The organism is Salinivibrio sp. KP-1 (genome assembly GCF_000968645.1).
GTDB lineage: Bacteria > Pseudomonadota > Gammaproteobacteria > Enterobacterales > Vibrionaceae > Salinivibrio > Salinivibrio siamensis.
In genome coordinates, this window is the sequence record NZ_LAQR01000036.1 from 1 (window position 1) to 17,455 (window position 17,455).

17 protein-coding genes are annotated in these 17,455 nt (G+C 52.0%); 15 read left to right on the forward strand and 2 right to left on the reverse strand.

What is annotated here, in order from left to right:
- From ftsY to WN56_RS08740, 8 genes are all read left to right on the forward strand, one after another.
- Window positions 1–1,050: signal recognition particle-docking protein FtsY (gene ftsY / locus WN56_RS08705; RefSeq protein ID WP_046074628.1), on the forward strand; the 1,050-nt coding region annotated here is incomplete at its 5' end.
- 2 nt (window positions 1,051–1,052) lie between these two features.
- A complete protein-coding gene (gene ftsE, locus WN56_RS08710) occupies window positions 1,053–1,721 on the forward strand; it encodes a cell division ATP-binding protein FtsE (RefSeq protein ID WP_046074629.1) in 669 nt (222 codons plus the stop codon).
- Window positions 1,714–2,652, forward strand: coding sequence for a permease-like cell division protein FtsX (gene ftsX / locus WN56_RS08715; RefSeq protein WP_046074630.1), 939 nt, complete (start codon window positions 1,714–1,716; stop codon window positions 2,650–2,652). Before ftsE ends, ftsX begins: the two co-directional genes overlap by 8 nt.
- Before the next feature lie 133 nt (window positions 2,653–2,785).
- Window positions 2,786–3,637 carry an RNA polymerase sigma factor RpoH gene (rpoH, locus tag WN56_RS08720; RefSeq protein ID WP_369795704.1) on the forward strand — a complete coding sequence of 284 codons (852 nt, stop codon included), beginning with the start codon at window positions 2,786–2,788 and terminating at the stop codon, window positions 3,635–3,637.
- A gap of 318 nt (window positions 3,638–3,955) precedes the next feature.
- Window positions 3,956–4,294, forward strand: coding sequence for a thiosulfate sulfurtransferase GlpE (gene glpE / locus WN56_RS08725; protein ID WP_046074632.1), 339 nt, complete (start codon window positions 3,956–3,958; stop codon window positions 4,292–4,294).
- 20 nt (window positions 4,295–4,314) lie between these two features.
- Complete coding sequence (gene glpG, locus WN56_RS08730; protein WP_046074633.1) at window positions 4,315–5,145, forward strand: rhomboid family intramembrane serine protease GlpG; 831 nt, start codon at window positions 4,315–4,317, stop codon at window positions 5,143–5,145.
- Between the two features lie 252 nt (window positions 5,146–5,397).
- Complete coding sequence (gene glpT, locus WN56_RS08735; protein ID WP_046074634.1) at window positions 5,398–6,759, forward strand: glycerol-3-phosphate transporter; 1,362 nt, start codon at window positions 5,398–5,400, stop codon at window positions 6,757–6,759.
- Window positions 6,760–6,846: 87 nt separating this feature from the next.
- Window positions 6,847–7,641, forward strand: coding sequence for a DeoR/GlpR family transcriptional regulator (locus WN56_RS08740; protein ID WP_046074811.1), 795 nt, complete (start codon window positions 6,847–6,849; stop codon window positions 7,639–7,641).
- Here the strand turns inward: WN56_RS08740 and WN56_RS08745 are convergent, their stop codons facing one another.
- On the reverse strand, window positions 7,642–8,058 hold the full coding sequence (locus WN56_RS08745) for a flagellar basal body-associated protein FliL (protein WP_046074635.1): 417 nt from the start codon (window positions 8,056–8,058) through the stop codon (window positions 7,642–7,644).
- Window positions 8,059–8,215: 157 nt separating this feature from the next.
- Here WN56_RS08745 and WN56_RS08750 point away from each other — a divergent pair, with 157 nt between their 5' ends.
- The gene (locus WN56_RS08750) at window positions 8,216–8,758 is read left to right on the forward strand and encodes a chorismate lyase (protein WP_046074636.1); all 543 of its coding nucleotides are present in this window, start codon (window positions 8,216–8,218) and stop codon (window positions 8,756–8,758) included.
- On the forward strand, window positions 8,755–9,609 hold the full coding sequence (gene ubiA, locus WN56_RS08755) for a 4-hydroxybenzoate octaprenyltransferase (protein WP_046074637.1): 855 nt from the start codon (window positions 8,755–8,757) through the stop codon (window positions 9,607–9,609). Before WN56_RS08750 ends, ubiA begins: the two co-directional genes overlap by 4 nt.
- An 85-nt stretch (window positions 9,610–9,694) precedes the next feature.
- Here the strand turns inward: ubiA and plsB are convergent, their stop codons facing one another.
- A complete protein-coding gene (gene plsB / locus WN56_RS08760) occupies window positions 9,695–12,145 on the reverse strand; it encodes a glycerol-3-phosphate 1-O-acyltransferase PlsB (protein ID WP_046074638.1) in 2,451 nt (816 codons plus the stop codon).
- A 213-nt stretch (window positions 12,146–12,358) separates the two neighbouring features.
- On the opposite strand from plsB, the gene lexA reads away from it, so the two are divergent.
- From lexA to WN56_RS08785, 5 genes are all read left to right on the forward strand, one after another.
- A complete protein-coding gene (gene lexA, locus WN56_RS08765) occupies window positions 12,359–12,985 on the forward strand; it encodes a transcriptional repressor LexA (RefSeq protein WP_046074639.1) in 627 nt (208 codons plus the stop codon).
- A 120-nt stretch (window positions 12,986–13,105) separates the two neighbouring features.
- Window positions 13,106–13,900 carry a class I SAM-dependent methyltransferase gene (locus tag WN56_RS08770; protein WP_327294138.1) on the forward strand — a complete coding sequence of 265 codons (795 nt, stop codon included), beginning with the start codon at window positions 13,106–13,108 and terminating at the stop codon, window positions 13,898–13,900.
- Window positions 13,901–14,210: 310 nt separating this feature from the next.
- Window positions 14,211–15,320 carry a cytochrome c oxidase subunit II gene (gene coxB, locus WN56_RS08775; protein WP_046074640.1) on the forward strand — a complete coding sequence of 370 codons (1,110 nt, stop codon included), beginning with the start codon at window positions 14,211–14,213 and terminating at the stop codon, window positions 15,318–15,320.
- A 9-nt stretch (window positions 15,321–15,329) separates the two neighbouring features.
- On the forward strand, window positions 15,330–16,931 hold the full coding sequence (gene ctaD, locus WN56_RS08780; RefSeq protein WP_046074641.1) for a cytochrome c oxidase subunit I: 1,602 nt from the start codon (window positions 15,330–15,332) through the stop codon (window positions 16,929–16,931).
- Window positions 16,921–17,448, forward strand: coding sequence for a cytochrome c oxidase assembly protein (locus WN56_RS08785; RefSeq protein ID WP_046074642.1), 528 nt, complete (start codon window positions 16,921–16,923; stop codon window positions 17,446–17,448). The genes ctaD and WN56_RS08785 overlap by 11 nt, the downstream gene beginning before the upstream one ends.
- Window positions 17,449–17,455 lie beyond the last annotated feature (7 nt).

Here is a 17,455-nt window from a genome sequence, read left to right on the forward strand (position 1 = left end):
CCAGAGCCAGAGCCAGAGCCAGAGCCAGAGCCAGAGCCAGAGCCAGAGCCAGAGCCAGAGCCAGAGCCAGAGCCAGAGCCAGAGCCAGAGCCACAATCTGCTGCGGTTCGCGAGCGTGAAAGACCGCAACGTGAAGGCTTTTTTGCCCGCCTAAAGCGTGGCCTGCAAAAAACCAAAACCAACTTAGGTTCTGGATTTTTTGGCCTGTTTAGCGGTAAGAAAATCGATGATGACTTATTCGAGGAGCTCGAAGAGCAGCTGCTTATCTCCGATGTGGGGATGGAAGCGACCACTAAAATCATCGATAACCTGACCGATAAAGCCAGTCGCCGCGAGCTAAAAGATGGCGAAGCCTTGTATGGCATTCTTAAACAAGAAATGGCGCAGATGTTGGAAAAGGTCGAGCAACCGTTGGTGCTGACTGACCAAAAGCCTTACGTGATCTTAATGGTCGGGGTCAATGGAGTGGGCAAGACGACCACCATCGGCAAACTAGCACGCCAGTTCCAAGATCAAGGTAAATCTGTGATGCTGGCTGCCGGTGATACCTTCCGTGCGGCCGCGGTGGAACAGCTGCAAGCTTGGGGCGAACGCAATCAGGTGCCCGTGGTCGCGCAACACACGGGTGCAGACAGTGCTTCTGTGCTGTATGACGCGATTGAAGCGGCCAAAGCGCGTAACGTCGATGTGGTGATTGCGGATACCGCCGGGCGCTTGCAGAACAAAGCCAACTTGATGGAAGAGCTGCGCAAGATTGTGCGCGTGATGCAAAAGCTGGATGTGGGTGCCCCACATGAAGTGATGCTGACCCTGGATGCCGGTACCGGACAAAACGCCATCAGCCAAGCGAAATTGTTCAATGAAATTGCACCGATAACGGGGATTACGCTGACAAAATTAGACGGCACTGCCAAAGGCGGAGTGATTTTTGCTGTGGCAGAACAATTTAATATTCCGATTCGCTATATTGGTGTCGGTGAAGGCATTGAAGATTTACGCACCTTTAACGCCAACGACTTTATCGAGGCGCTCTTTAGCCGGGAGGAATAACCGTGATTCAGTTTCAGCAGGTAAGTAAAGCCTATCGGGGCGGTCGTCAGGCGCTACAAAAAGTCAGCTTTGAGCTTCCCAAAGGGGATATGGCGTTGTTAACCGGCCATTCTGGCGCTGGGAAAAGTACGCTGCTGAAACTGATCTGCGCCATTGAACGTCCCAGTGATGGGCAGATTTACTTCAATGGCCATGATATTTCCCGCATTCCGCGCCAAGACATTCCGTTTCTACGGCGCCATTTAGGGATTATTTTTCAGGATCATAACCTGCTGATGGACGCGACTGTCTACGAGAATGTGGCGTTACCGCTGCGAATTGAGCAGCAGCCAGAGGGTGAAATCAAAAAACGCGTGTCTGCGGCGTTAGATAAAGTGGGGTTGTTGGATAAAGCGCGTTGTTTCCCGATTCAGCTATCAGGGGGCGAACAGCAGCGCGTTGGGATTGCCCGGGCGGTGGTCAATCGCCCGCAAGTCCTGTTGGCGGACGAGCCAACGGGGAATCTCGATGCCGCTTTGTCAGCGCAGATTATGGAGCTGTTTCGCCTGTTCAACCAAGTGGGCGTGACCATTCTTATGGCGACCCATGACACCAGCTTGCTTGAGCAGTACCGCCACCTTAGGCGGTTTGATCTCCAGCAAGGCAGTTTGGCGGAGGTCAGTCATGGCTGAATCTTTTATGCAGACGCAAAAGCGTCATGCCTCCACTGCTTGGCGGGATCTGTTTCAACGCCCGATGGGGAATCTACTCACCTTGATGGTGTTAGCGGTTGCACTTTCCTTACCCGCGACCTTCTACTTATTGGCCAAGAATGTGGTAGCAGTGAGCGCGCAGTGGCATAGCCCAGCAGAGCTCAATGTGTTCTTAACGCCGGATCAATCGTCGCAGCAAGGTGAAGCACTGGCTAAGCAGCTGAGGGAGTGGCCCGCCATTGATAGCATTGAATACATCTCGCCCGACCAAGGTATGGCGTCGCTAAAACAGCAGCGAGGCTTTAATCAAGCGGTGAGCTTGTTAGATAATAATCCACTGCCTGCTGTGTTGGTGGTGGTGCCTGACGTGACCCCCGCAGATGGAGAAGGCGCCATCTCTTTGACCGCGCGTGTGGAAGCCTTGTCCGACAAGCTTTCGGCACTGGCTGAAGTCGAGGAAGTGCGGTTAGATACTGATTGGCTGGCACGTTTGGACGCGATCAAAACACTGGCCATTACACTTGCTTGGCTTTTTTCCGGGTTGATGTTGGCAGCTGTCGTGCTACTTGTGGGGAATACCTTGCGGTTGCAGGTACTCCATCATCGTGCACGGATCCAAGTGATGAAAATGGTAGGAGCCACCGACCGTTTTATCTTACGGCCTTATCTTTATATGGGCGCATGGTTGGGCGGACTGGCGGCGATCGTCGCGTGGTTACTCACCGGATTAAACACCTGGTTGATGGATGGGGCGGTGCGGCAATTTGCACAGCTTTATGACAGTCCCTTTACCCTTAGCGGACTCAATTGGGATGAATCTTTGCTATTGTTAATGGGCTCAATCCTACTAGGAGTGTTGGCGGCGTTGCTGGCGACGCGCCGACATTTAAAAGAAATTGAACCTGTGTAGGGTTAATACGGTCATAGACTCACAACAGACAGATAAAGGCTTGCAGTTTGCCCCTGCTTGGGTATATTTTTGCATGCTTAATCAGCAATTCGGTCTTCGACGATTCGGAAACGAGGTTTGAATGACAAAAGAGATGAACGCATTGGCACCGATTGTTCAAGATAACATCGACGGTTATCTGCAAGCGGTAAACAGCCACCCTATGCTCAGCGCTGAAGAGGAGCATTCGCTGGCCGAGCGTCTCCATTATCATGGTGATTTGGAGGCGGCGAAGTCGCTGATCCTATCTCACTTGCGTTTTGTTGTTCATATCGCCCGTGGATACACCGGATACGGTCTCCCGATGGCAGACTTGGTACAAGAAGGCAACATTGGTTTGATGAAGGCGGTGAAGCGCTTCAACCCAGAAGTTGGCGTGCGCCTCGTGTCCTTTGCTGTCCATTGGATCAAAGCTGAAATTCACGAGTACGTATTGCGTAACTGGCGTATCGTTAAAGTGGCAACCACCAAAGCGCAGCGTAAGCTTTTCTTTAACTTGCGTAAAAACAAAAAGCGCTTGGGTTGGTTTAATAACGACGAAGTGAATATGGTCGCAGAGCAACTCGGCGTGGAAGCGTCTGAGGTGCGCGAAATGGAAGCTCGGTTGGCCGCACAGGATGCGACCTTTGAAGCGCCGGCGAATGCCGACGATGAGCGCGAAAGCGGTCCAATGGCCCCTGTCTATTATCTGGAGGACAAAACCTCAGATATTGCCGCGTCGCTAGAGGCGGAAAACTGGGAGTCGCACGCAAACCGCCGATTGGCCAGTGCACTATCCGCATTGGATGAGCGCAGCCAACATATTGTCCGTTCTCGTTGGTTAGACGACAACAAAGCCACGCTGCAAGATCTCGCGGATCATTATCAAGTGTCGGCGGAGCGGATCCGTCAGCTAGAGAAGAACGCGATGAAAAAGCTTAAACAAGCAATGGGTGATGCGCTGTAAGATCGTCTTCGATCAAAGCTGAACCGGCCATGAGGCCGGTTTTTTTATGCCTGTTGCCAGGGAAAAAGAAAAGTGTTGAAGAGGTTATTCACAGCTTATCCTGGATCCTTACTACATATAGTGGATCCGGTATAACGATCATCGCTTATCAACGCAATCCACACCTTTTTCCACAGTCGACTAAAAAACGAACACTGTTGGCGGGGGAAGCAGACGTGTGAGATCAAACTCAGGTACAATGCGGACTTGTTTCGAGGAGCACGTTATCCTCGTGTGACGTCAGCTGGGAATAACTTTGTGAGTGAAGGGGTAAAAGGTATGGATCAGTTTGCACACATCTCTGTGACCGATGCGTGGGAAATGCTGCGTGATGATCAGCAAAATGCAGTATTAGTGGATATTCGCGATCCACAAACGTTTCAGGTTGCGCACCCTCAAGATGCGTATCACCTAACGAACGATACCTTGGTGGCGTTTATGGATCAGGTTGACTTTGATCAGCCGGTGCTGGTGATGTGTTATCACGGGATCAGCAGCCAAGGCGCGGCGCAGTACTTGATCAATCAAGGCTTCGATGCGGTATATAGTGTCGATGGCGGGTTTGAAGCCTGGCAACGTCAAGCCCTTCCCACCGCGTCGGGTATCGATCTTAAATAGGAGCCTCAATAGGACAGCTCATGCAAAAAATCGCGGTACTGCCAAATGCGCGCTTGGCTCAGGCATTTGTCGATTATGCGGCAGCGCATCACGTCACTCTTGAACTCGCCCCTGAGCCGGAAACGCAGGTGGCGATTTGGTTGGTGAACGACAACGATAAAGCCTGGGTGGATAGCGAGCTGGAGCGGTTTATCGCTGACCCCATGCATAGCCGTTATCAAGCGGCGTCTTGGCAGGTGGCAGAAACCCGCCATGCCCGTTTTCACTACCCCTCCTCAGGGTTATGGCAAACGGTCAAAGATAAGTCTGGTCCAGTGACCTTGGCGGTGATGTGCGCCAGTGTGGTGTTGTTTGCGTTGATGACGCTGGGCGGGTTTGAGGTTGTCGTACGCAGCTTACTGTTTCCGGCTGATAGTGGTCAGCGCTGGCAGCTGTGGCGTCTATTCAGCCATGCGCTCCTGCATTTTTCCGCTTTGCATATTATCTTCAACTTACTCTGGTGGTGGGTGCTTGGTGGTCGCATCGAGCGCCTCGGCAGTAGCAGTAAGCTGGTTCAAATCTTTTTATTTGCCGCGCTTTTCTCGGGACTCGGTCAGTATTGGTTGGAAGGGCCTTACTTTGGTGGTCTCTCGGGCGTGGTTTACGCGCTGTTAGGCTATTTATGGTGGATGACTTGGCTGGCGCCATCGCGTGGCCTCACGGTCGAAAAGCCATATGTTGTCTTTATGCTGGCGTGGTTGGTGATTGGCTTTTTCCAGCCGATGGGCATGAACATCGCCAATATGGCGCACTTATTTGGTCTGATCATTGGCTGTTTGCTCGCTCTGTGGGACGCGAAACGCCATTCTTAGCGGATCGGTACTTCTGTCTACATCGCATTATCTCTATCGCGTAAAGAAAAAAGAGCAGGTAACTGCTCTTTTTTTGTTCGTAAGCGCAATTTTATTGCGTCAGATCTATGTTTTTATGTTCGCTTTCACGGTTTTTGTTTTCAATTTGAGTAATTATTCTACCCGTTGAGCGGATACGAAAATTTATTGCTCACTTCTTTGATTTTTATCCTTTTATAAATCCATCGCGTACATCTTACTGAGGACCCTCTCATGTTTGGAATCTTCCGTCCGGCTGCTCACCGGCAAAGATTGCCCCAAGCGCAGATCGGTGACACCTACACTCGACTGCGCTGGCAACTGTTTATCGGGATTTTTATCGGCTATGCCGGCTACTATCTCGTGCGTAAAAACTTTAGCTTGGCCATGCCGTATTTGATTGATGAATATGGCTTTAGTCGTGGTGATTTGGGGGTAGCGCTCGCCGCTGTGTCCATCGCTTACGGCTTATCAAAATTCTTAATGGGCAGTGTCTCTGACCGCTCAAACCCACGTTATTTCCTAAGTGCTGGGCTGTTAATGTCATCGTTGGTGATGTTCAGCTTTGGTTTCCTTCCTTGGACAACCAGCAGCATTACCATCATGTTTATCCTGCTGTTTATCAATGGTTGGGTACAAGGTATGGGCTGGCCTGCCTGTGGGCGCACCATGGTGCACTGGTGGTCACGGAAAGAGCGTGGTGAGCTGGTGTCGGTTTGGAACGTGGCGCATAACGTCGGGGGTGGCTTAATTGGGCCGCTATTCTTGCTCGGCTTGTGGCTGTTTAATGATGACTGGCGTGCGTCTTTTTATGTACCTGCATTTTTTGCCGCATTGGTCGCGGTGTTTATCTGGTTAACGCTACGTGACACCCCACAATCGTGTGGCTTGCCACCGATTGAGGAGTATAAAGACGATTATCCAGAGAACTATGACGAGGAAGCGTTTGAAAAAGAGATGACCGCCAAAGATATCTTCGTCACCTACGTGATGAAGAACCGTTTGCTGTGGTATATCGCGATTGCCAATGCCTTTGTCTATTTGATTCGCTATGGCGTACTCGATTGGGCACCGGTTTATCTTGATGAAGCGAAAGGCTTTACCGTGGATAAATCCTCTTGGGCCTACTTCCTCTATGAATGGGCGGGGATCCCAGGCACCTTATTATGTGGCTGGATGTCTGATAAATTCTTCAAAGGGGCGCGAGCACCTGCCGGTGTGTTGTTTATGGTGCTGGTGACCGTGGCAGTGTTGGTGTACTGGTTTAACCCAGCCGGCAACCCGGGCATCGATATGGTAGCGTTGGTGGCGATTGGTTTCTTGATTTACGGCCCGGTGATGCTGATTGGCCTGTATGCATTGGAGCTGGCACCGAAAAAAGCGGCGGGCACCGCGGCCGGCCTGACCGGTTTATTCGGCTATCTGGGTGGCGCGGTTGTCGCGAACATCGCGCTTGGCTATACCGTCGACCACTTTGGTTGGGATGGTGGCTTTATGCTGCTCACCGGCGGGTGTGGGTTGGCTATCTTCTTCCTGTGTTTGGCATGGGTCGGGGAGCATCGTGTGCGTCGTGACACAGCTGTGCACGCTGTCTAAGTGATCTGTCTTGGCATCGCCTAGTGGCTATGCGTAAACTAGGAAGCCCTCGTGATCGCGGGGGCTTTTTTTGTAAGGGGAGAAGCAGTGAAGCAAAACAAACGTCATCAGCAAATCATTGATCTGGTTAAGTCACAAGGATACGTGAGCACGGAAGACTTGGTTGAGCGCTTCAATGTCAGCCCGCAAACGATTCGACGCGATCTCAATGAATTGGCGGCAGAGAACCACATTCGTCGTCATCATGGTGGCGCGACGGTGCCGTCCAGCTCAGAAAATACCGCGTATGCGACCCGTAAGGTGCTTCAGCAGCAAGAAAAAGACACCATCGCACAGGCCTTGGTCAAACATATTCCTGATGGGGCGACCTTGTTTATCGATATTGGTACCACACCTGAAGCGGTGGCACGTGCGCTACTAGACCATCATAACCTGCGCGTGGTGACCAACAACTTGAATGCGGCCGCGATCTTAATGCCAAAGCAGGACTTTACGGTGATTATTGCGGGCGGCGAGGTACGGAATCGCGATGGGGGGATTGTCGGTGAGGCAACGCTCGACTTTGTCTCTCAGTTTCGGCTCGACTTTGGCATTCTTGGCATCAGTGGTATTGATGATGATGGCTCATTACTCGACTTTGACTACCATGAAGTGCGCGTCAAAAAAGCCATTCTTGATAACAGTCGTTGTGTGATGCTGGCAGCAGACCATACCAAGTTTGGCCGCAATGCCATGGTGAATTTGGGCAATATCACCCAGCTGGATATGGTCTTTACTGACGCAACGCCACCAGCTCAGATCCGTGACATGCTGAGCGCACAGGGAAGCCACCTTGAGGTGATTAGCCACCCTGAGCCCGTCGCTAACGTCACGGCTGAGTGATTATTGATATAAGTATTTTGTGAATAACAGGTCGGTGAGCATGCGGCGATTGGTTTCGGCGAGTAGGTGCTCGTTGACTTTCTCTAAACAGGTTTTGCGAATCGTTTCTCGGCCAGACAACGACTTTATCTGGGTGGCGGTTTGCTGGTTTAGGGTTTCAATAATCACATCGCGGATCAGGGGAGAGTGATACTCCAGCTCACTGACGAGTTTGGGGTTATCGACCATCAACTCGACTTTCACCTTGATAAAACCTAATCGACGACCTTCGGTGACATAGTTGGTGGTAATCTCAGGCTCTAAGGAAAAGTAACTGTATTTGGGGTTACCCTCACCCTCTTCTTGTGCATGGACGGCGGCACTAAGCCAGAACAACACGCTCAGTACGACCATTAATAGGGGTTGTTTTTTACTCATAGTGACCCAGTTATTCCGTTCATGGTGTGACAGGGATAGGCTGAGCGCATTCTCCAAACGCAACCAGCCTGATACAATTACCAGCCGAGTATAGCAACATTGTCCCCCCCTTAGCGGTAAGGACAGGCGAATTTTGCGCGATGTGGCACAGGAAACAATGTCGGAATTAAATCATACCTATTTAGAAGCGCTGCAAACGGCACGCTGGGAGCGACCAGATATTGCGGCGCTAAAGCGCACCGCAGAAGGCAGTTGGTTACTCGAATCACATTCGATGACAGCAAGGTTGAAGCAGCACTGTCATGACTTTGACGTGGATGTGATTGCCGTTTATCAATTAACCCCAGACAAACTGACTGACAGCGAAGTTGCGCTGATTGGCCAAGAGGCTTGTGTGGTGCGTGAAGTGGTATTAAAAGGCGATGGACTTCCTTGGTTGTGCGCGCGTACTTTGATGCCGGCCTCCACCTTAGAAGGACAAGGGGGACACTTGCATGCCTTGGGAACAGAGCCATTAGGCCAACATGTCTTTAAGCAGCGCGCCTCACGGCGAGATGCGATTGAAACTGCTAATGTGGCGTGCTTGTCTCATCAGTTGCATGCGCGTCGCTCTCGGCTTTGGCTCCACAATCGCCCCATGCTAGTGGCGGAATTATTTCTGCCTAGCTCACCTGTGTATGGAAAGGAGATCCCTGCATGAGCGCAAAACTGGCCGCCTTCGGACAGCTGGCCCGTCTAGACCGGCCCATAGGCACGCTATTGCTGTTATGGCCAACCTTATGGGCCTTGTTTCTCGCTGCCGATGGCATGCCGTCACTGTTAACCCTGGTGGTCTTTGTCCTCGGGGTATATATGATGCGTGCCGCCGGGTGTGTCATTAACGACTATGCGGATCGCCATTTCGATGGCCATGTTAAGCGCACCAAAGATAGGCCCTTACCGGCCGGACGGATCAGCGAAAAAGAAGCGCTCGGCTTTTTTATTATGTTGGTATTCGGTGCGTTTTTGCTGGTGCTCACCCAAAATCGTTTGACCATTCAGCTTTCTTTTGTCGGCGTCGCGCTGGCGTTTATTTATCCTTTTATGAAGCGCTACACCCATCTGCCTCAGTTAGTATTAGGGCTGGCGTTTAGCTGGGCGATCCCCATGGCGTTTGCGGCGGCGCAAAATGCGCTGCCACCAGTGGTTTGGTTGCTGTTTTTCGCCAATATTTGTTGGACCATCGCTTACGACACCTTGTATGCCATGGTCGACAGAGACGATGACGTGAAAATTGGTATCAAATCGACGGCGATTCTATTTGGCCGCTGGGATAAAGCGACGGTGGGTGGCTTACAATTATTAACCCTCGGGCTGCTGATGCTCGCCGGGCAGTGGTTAGCGCTGTCGCCAGCCTATCAGTGGAGCTTATTGGCCGCCTTTGCATTGTTTGTCTATCAGCAATACCTCGCCAGAGAGCGCGAGCGGATGGCGTGCTTTAAAGCCTTTTTGAACAATAACTATGTCGGCCTAGTGATTTTTATTGGTGTATTGTTGGGTGTATACGGGTAGCCGAGTTTGGATAAAGAAAGAGAAGGCGCTTCGTGGTGAAGCGCCTTTTTTTTGTCAGGAGGGCTGTATGAGTGGGCCGTTTCGCTTAGCGTTTGTCCGCCTTATTCGTGCCTAATGGCTGATTAAGCACTGCTTGAATGGTCAATTGCACCTCGGGGGAAATCAACTCACATACCAGATCGTTGAGCGCGGCGATACGCTCTGCATTGGCCTTGGCATCATCGTCCAAATAGCCTTGCTCGCGCAAGGTGTCGACAAAAATGGAGAACACTCGCTTGTCAAAGAACTCAGGGGCGTTGATCCCATGCAAACGGCTGAGTCGCTGCGCCAGCATCTGGCTGTGTTTTTCCAAATCACGCTTATCAATATGCGGCTGGTGGCTGAATAAGGTAAGCGTAATCGCGTAGCGCTGTAGCGTTTCGGCAATGGTGCGGCCGAGTAATTGCAGCTCACCGAGCTTGGCATTATTCATGGTCACTTTGCCATCGTCACAGCACAGCAGCGACTGGTCGTGCATTGCGTGCAGTAAGGCTTCGAAGTAGCTTTCAAGGCCGGCTTGGTCAAAGCTCATAAAGAGTTCCGCTTTAAGCAAGGGGTACAATTGCTGCACGCAGGCGCGCAAGCCGGATCGGCTAATCGATTTGTGGGTCACCAATATTTGCGCGATCAGCGACGGCAGCGCCACCAGATGAATGACATTGTTGCGATAGTAGGTCATCAAGATCGCTTGCTGGCGATCCAGAGAAATGACTTCACCCATGGTGTCTTTTTCGACCACCAATTTGTTGAGTGATAACGCGTGATCGACCAGATCCGCCGGTGAATCTTGAGGCACACTGCTGCTCGCCGAGTAGGGAGCCTGTGTCAGCAGGGCTTGATACACCCCTAACTGGGCCTCGAGCGCTTCACGGCTTAAGGCACGCTGACGTGAGGCCAGCAACGCGGTGGCGCACAAGTTGAGAGCATTGGTCGCGGCGGCATCGTTGATATGGGTCATTACCTTGGTCGCCAAATCACTGACGACCGGATTCATCCACGCCGGTTTTTGCGGCTCCATCGGGTTAATGTAATCGTGCCAGTCAGGCACCTGCTCATTAAGGTGTTGGTTGAGCGCAATGGGTTCACCAAAGTTCACGTAACCCAAGCCGTAGTTACGCAGCTTACGCACGATCCCTAATACTTGGCCGACGCTTTCTTTCTCTTTGCGCTGGCCTTGGAGCTCTTTGGCGTAAGTGTTGACCTCCATCACGTGCTCATAGCCGATATAGACAGGCACCAAGGTGATAGGGCGTTGTTGGCCGCGAAGCATCGCCTGTAGGGTCATGGCGAGCATCCCGGTTTTCGCTGGCAGTAGGCGGCCTGTACGAGAACGGCCGCCTTCGGCAAAGTACTCGACCGAGTAACCACGGGCAAACAGTTCTGCGAGATACTCACGGAATACGGTGGAATACAGGCGATTGCCTTTAAAGCTGCGGCGAATAAAGAAGGCACCACCACGGCGGAATAAGGGGCCGGCCGGGAAGAAGTTGAGGTTCACACCGGCGGCGATATGCGGTGGCACCAAGCCCTCTTTGTATAACACGTATGAAAGTAGCAGGTAATCCATGTGCGAGCGATGGCAGGGCACGTAGACAATCTCGTGGCCATCTTGCGCGAGTTGACGCACACGCTCGGCGTTGTTGACATGAATGCCTTGATAGAGCTTGTTCCACAGCCAAGTAAGAATGCGGTCACTGTAACGGATCAAGCGATAGGAAAAGTTGGCGGCGATCTCCTCCATCATATCGACCGCTTCTTTGCGCACTTTGTCTACTGACACATCGCGCGTTTGCGCTTCATCGTGCACCACCTTGTCGATGGCTTTCGACGCAAGCAGCCGCTTAAACAGTAAGCCACGGTTGGGCAAGCGTGGTCCTGAAGCGGCGAGCTTTTGGCGTGAGAAATGGATCATCGCCACGCGCGCCAGTTTATGGGCGATAGCCTGGTCGGTGCCGTGCTTATCGGCCATGTAGCGTAGCGATACCGCTTGGCTAAGTCGCACCATGCCATCGCGGCCACGGGTGAGGATGGTCCACAGCTTTTCTGGTCCATTCATCGCCCGCAGAATCGCTTGGTGACGCTGGGTCTCATTGCCCGGATCGCGCTGCCATAGCACGGAAGCTGGGACGAGCTGGATATCTAACTCGCTATCTTGGCGGTGTAAGTGAAGTAAGTCTTTAAAATGCGCGAGCGAGCGCGCAGGCAGATCGTCATCCCCAGAAAATACCTTGCGTCCGTGGCTAATAAACACGTAGCGCGGCAAAGTGACATCGCCAATGGTCAAGGGCGTTAACGGATCGGGCAACCCCTGGCGTAAGCAGGTGCGCCGTAAGGTTAATAAATCGGTGTGAGACTGAAACGGCAACACATACACAATAGGGCGTGCGAGTGACAGATTAAGCTGTTCGACCGGTTCAGAGGGAATACATTGGGTGTTTACCCAGGCAGAAAGCGGCAAATTCAATAGCTTGTAATAAATCTTTTGCCAGAGAGCCATGATTGTCAGTGCCTCAAATTCAAAATGCGCGCCAAGGATAGCAGAAAAGTGCCGCGAACTTGCAAACAAAGGTCGAGATTTGCCATTAGCCTGCGCGTAATCGACGATATTCGCGATAATGAGATCGGCTTCTCGTGGCGTTAATTAGTGCTTTTCAAGCTGCATTTTACTGGATATACTCACAGTTAACTGTATAAAAAGACAGGTAAGAGCATGAAGCCGTTAACCGCGAGACAGCAACAAATCTTCGATTTGATTAAAGCCCACATTGAAGAAACAGGAATGCCCCCGACCCGTGCCGAAATCGCCCGTCAATTGGGTTTTCGTTCGGCGAATGCCGCAGAGGAGCATTTAAAAGCCTTGGCCCGTAAAGGTGTGTTGGAAATCATTCCAGGTGCATCACGTGGTATTCGTTTGATCAGTGAAGAAGAGGTGGTGACGCCGGAAGAGCAAGGGCTGCCCTTAATTGGGCGTGTTGCTGCCGGTGAGCCGATGCTGGCGCAAGAGCACGTCGAAAGCCACTATCAGGTCGATCCTGCTCTGTTCAAGCCCAATGCTGACTTCCTACTTCGTGTCAATGGCATGAGCATGAAAGACATTGGTATTCTCGACGGTGATTTGCTCGCCGTCCACAAAACGCAAGATGTGCATAACGGCCAAGTGGTGGTTGCCCGTGTCGATGATGATGTGACGGTTAAACGGCTTGAGAAGAAAGGCGCACAAGTGGTACTTCATGCTGAAAACGATGAATTTATGCCAATTTCGGTGGATTTGACCGCACAATCGCTGACGATTGAAGGCGTTGCTGTGGGGGTGATCCGCAATACCGACTGGATGTGATCTTGACCGTGGCGGGCGATAGCGTCCGCCATTGGAACGCGGTTAAAAAAACACCTTTGCATTCTTGCTCAGTTAAACGATAATTATTATCATCAGTGATTATCGTGTGTGGAGGTGTCCGTGCGTACACAACAGCATTCTGTTCCCAGTAAGCTATTTAAGCCAATGTGGCTGCGCAGTCGTGAGAGCCTGACTGACGACGGCGTGATCTATGATCCCATGGCGGCGGCTGCCTGCCAGGGGTGCGTGTTGCAGCCTGAATGCGATTGGCACAACCTAGATCAAACCCAGCTGCTTTATGCCACGCTTACCAGTCAATGTGACGCGATTGTAAAACAATTCTTAGCCCAGCATCCCACTGCGTGGATTATTAACGTGGGTGGCGGACTCGATACCCGTTTTTATCGACTAGATAACGGTCGCTGTCGCTGGTTGGAAGTGGACGTAGACGAAACCCTGCTCTGGCGAGAGCGCTTGTTTCATACCAGTGAGCGTTTTCGCATGGTGCAAGGCTCGGTCAAGCAGCTTGATTGGCTGGCGCAGTTGGCGGTGCCGGCAGGTCATCCCACCATGCTGATTTGCGATCAAGCCTTGTTAGAGTGCACTAACCAAGAAATTTCTGCCTTTTGCCACCACATTAGCCGTTATTTCCCTCAACTTGAGGCTTGCTTGGTCTTAGCGGGAGATAAATGTCATACCCGAATGGGTCAAAAACTCGGCTGTGAGCACTATCAACATGGGTTCACCGACCCCAGAATGGCGATTATTAATGCGTTACCTTGGGCGTGTCGCGTGGAAGAAAAATCTCCGCTCGATAAGCCGTGCCCACGGTGGCGTCTATGGCAGCGTGCACTGGCCGCGATGCCTCGCTATCGCCTCCGCTTTACGCCGGTGGTGCTACATATCGAAATCTGATGCCATGGCGGCCCCCTGCTTACTGTGTTGAGCATCAGTATGTGCTTGGCATCACAATCTTTTTCCCTCTGTTTTTTTGTCCTTTGGGCAAACCTCTCCTAAATTGAATGTAAATAAAACGTTAATGGTTGTGACCAGCTGTATCGAGGTTTTTCCTTAACGACGGCTTGCTGATATCGCTACTCTGACCGCTATAACAGCGTGCGACGTTGATATGTGGCGACAAGCAGTAAGGCTTTGCATTGATGCCGTGAGGCAGGAGGGAGCCGTGCTGAGGCACCAAAGACGAATCCTAGCGCTGAGTTTAACAATGTTCAGTGGCGGTGCAGTAGCCACAGAGCGCGAAGGCTGGAATCTCACCCAAGGGGTGACGGCCATCAGCCAGCAGGTGTATGACCTGCATATGACCATTTTCTACATCTGTGTCGCGATTGGCGTACTGGTGTTTGGGGTGATGTTTTGGGCCATCATCCGTCACCGTAAATCCAAAGGCGCGAAGCCTGCCTCATTTCATGAAAGTACCAAGGTAGAAATTGCGTGGACGCTCGTGCCGTTTTTAATTTTGGTGGGTATGGCGATTCCGGCCACCCAAGTGCTACTCGATATGGAAGACACCACTGAGCCGGACCTCACAGTGCAGGTAACGGGATCACAATGGAAGTGGCATTACCGCTATTTTGACCATGACGTTGCCTTCTTTTCACTGCTTGCCTCAAGTCCTGAACAAATCCGCAATGAGAGACAAAAGCGGGACACCTATTTGCTCGAGGTCGATCAGCCACTGGTGTTGCCAGTTGGGCGTAAGGTGCGCTTTTTGATTACTTCGCAAGATGTGATTCATTCGTGGTGGGTGCCTGCCTTTGCGGTGAAAAAAGATGCTAACCCCGGCTTTATCAATGAGGCGTGGACCAAAATTGATAAGCCCGGCATTTATCGCGGCCAATGTGCAGAGCTGTGCGGTAAAGACCACGGCTTTATGCCGATTGTGGTGATCGCCAAGCCTCAAGAGGAATTTGATGCTTGGGTGCAAAAAACGGCCCTAGCGCAGCAGAAAGCGCGCGAAGAAGAGCAACGCTTGCTGGACATGGAAATGCCGATGGATGAGCTGATGGCGCTAGGCAAACAGGTGTATGACAGCCGCTGTGGCATGTGTCACCAAAGCGAAGGACAAGGGATGCCGGGCGTGTTCCCCGCGTTGGCCGGCGCTGAGATTGCCATTCAGCCGGATAGATTGGTCGACCATATCGATATCGTCGTCAACGGCAAGGCAGGCACCGCCATGCAAGCGTTTGGTCCGCAACTGTCGCTCAAAGAATTGGCGGCGGTGGTGACCTACGAGCGCAATGCGTGGGGCAATGACACCGGTGATACCGTACAAGCTGCGCAAATCAACGCGGTGAAGTCAGGTGAAGATCTTTAGGAGCGCGTGATGACAGATACTACCCCAGATACCTTGCATGACGATCATCACCATAAACCGCGTGGGATCATGCGTTGGGTGTTGACCACCAACCACAAAGATATTGGCTCCATGTATCTGATTTTTAGCTTCACCATGTTTTTACTGGGTGGGGCGATGGCGATGGTGATCCGCGCTGAGCTTTTCCAGCCCGGCCTGCAACTGGTTGAGCCTAACTTTTTCAACCAAATGACCACAGTACATGGGCTGATCATGGTGTTTGGCGCGGTGATGCCTGCGTTTACCGGTTTGGCTAACTGGATGGTGCCAATGATGATAGGGGCGCCGGACATGGCGCTGCCACGGATGAATAACTGGAGCTTTTGGATCCTGCCGTTCGCGTTCTTACTGCTTATTGGCTCGTTGTTTATGGAAGGTGGCGGCCCTAACTTTGGCTGGACGTTTTACGCACCGCTGTCGACCACTTATAGCCCAGACAGTACCGGCCTGTTTGTGTTTGCCCTGCATATTATGGGGATAAGCTCGATCATGGGCGCTATCAATGTGATTGTCACCATCACCAATATGCGCGCGCCGGGCATGACCTACATGAAAATGCCGCTGTTTGTTTGGACTTGGCTGATCACGGCCTTTTTGTTGATTGCGGTGATGCCGGTGTTGGCAGGGGCCGCCACCATGGTGCTTACCGATAAATACTTTGGCACCAGCTTTTTTGATGCCGCGGGGGGCGGCGACCCGGTTTTGTTCCAGCATATTTTCTGGTTCTTTGGTCACCCCGAGGTCTACATCATGATTTTGCCAAGCTTTGGCATTATCTCGGCAATCGTCCCTGCGTTCTCGCGCAAGCGCCTGTTCGGCTATAGCTCGATGGTGTATGCCACCGCCTCGATTGCGGGGTTAAGCTTTTTAGTATGGGCGCACCATATGTTCACCACCGGGATGCCGGTGTTTGCCGAATTATTTTTCATGTTCTGTACCATGCTGATCTCTGTGCCCACTGGGGTGAAGGTCTTTAACTGGGTCGCCACCATGTGGCGGGGATCCTTGACCTTTGAAGTGCCCATGTTGTTTGCGATTGCCTTTATTGTCTTGTTCACCATCGGCGGGTTTTCTGGCTTGATGCTGGCGATCACCCCAGTCGATTTTCAGTATCACGACACCTATTTTGTGGTCGCACATTTCCACTATGTACTGGTCTCGGGCGCGGTATTCTCGATTATGGCCGCGGCTTACTACTGGCTCCCTAAGTGGACGGGCCATATGTTTAATGAAACCTTGGCCAATTGGCACTTTTGGTGTTCGGTGATTTCGGTCAATGTGCTTTTCTTCCCCATGCACTTTCTGGGGCTGGCGGGGATGCCGCGCCGGATCCCCGATTATGCCCTGCAGTTTGCTGACGTAAACGCCATTGTCAGCATCGGTGGCTTTGCCTTTGGTTTATCGCAACTCATCTTCTTGGTCGTCGTGGTTAAGTGCGCGCGTGGTGGCGCCCCAGCGGCTGCCAAGCCTTGGGATGGCGCTGAAGGGCTAGAATGGACCGTGCCATCGCCCGCACCGTATCACACCTTTGAGACACCGCCTGATCTCAAGGAGGTGCGAGATGGCCACTAAATCAACCCGCTCCGCTCGTCGATTATTGTTGTTAGCGGTGGCCATGTTTGGCTTTGCGTTTGCCTTAGTGCCTTTGTACGACGTGTTCTGTGAGGTGACAGGGATCAACGGCAAAACCGATAACGAGGCGGCCGCATCCAGTGCGGGCATTGACCAAGACCGCTTGGTGACCATTGAGTTTATCGCCTATATCAACCCGGGGATGCGCTGGACGTTCGAGCCCCAAGTCAACCAGATGAAAGTGCACCCGGGTGAGACCCACACGATTAATTATCTCGCAACGAACAACGCACGCTATGACACCATTGGCCAAGCCGTGCCTTCGGTCTCGCCGGGTTTAGCCGCACAGTACTTAAACAAAATTGAATGCTTTTGTTTTAACCGTCAGCCATTGCCGCGTGGCGAGGATGCCTCTTTACCGCTGATCTTTTACGTGGATCCTGAGTTGCCGGACGATATTAACCACTTAACGCTGGCTTACACCTTGTTTGATGTGACTGCCAGCGCCAAGGAATAAGGAGGCG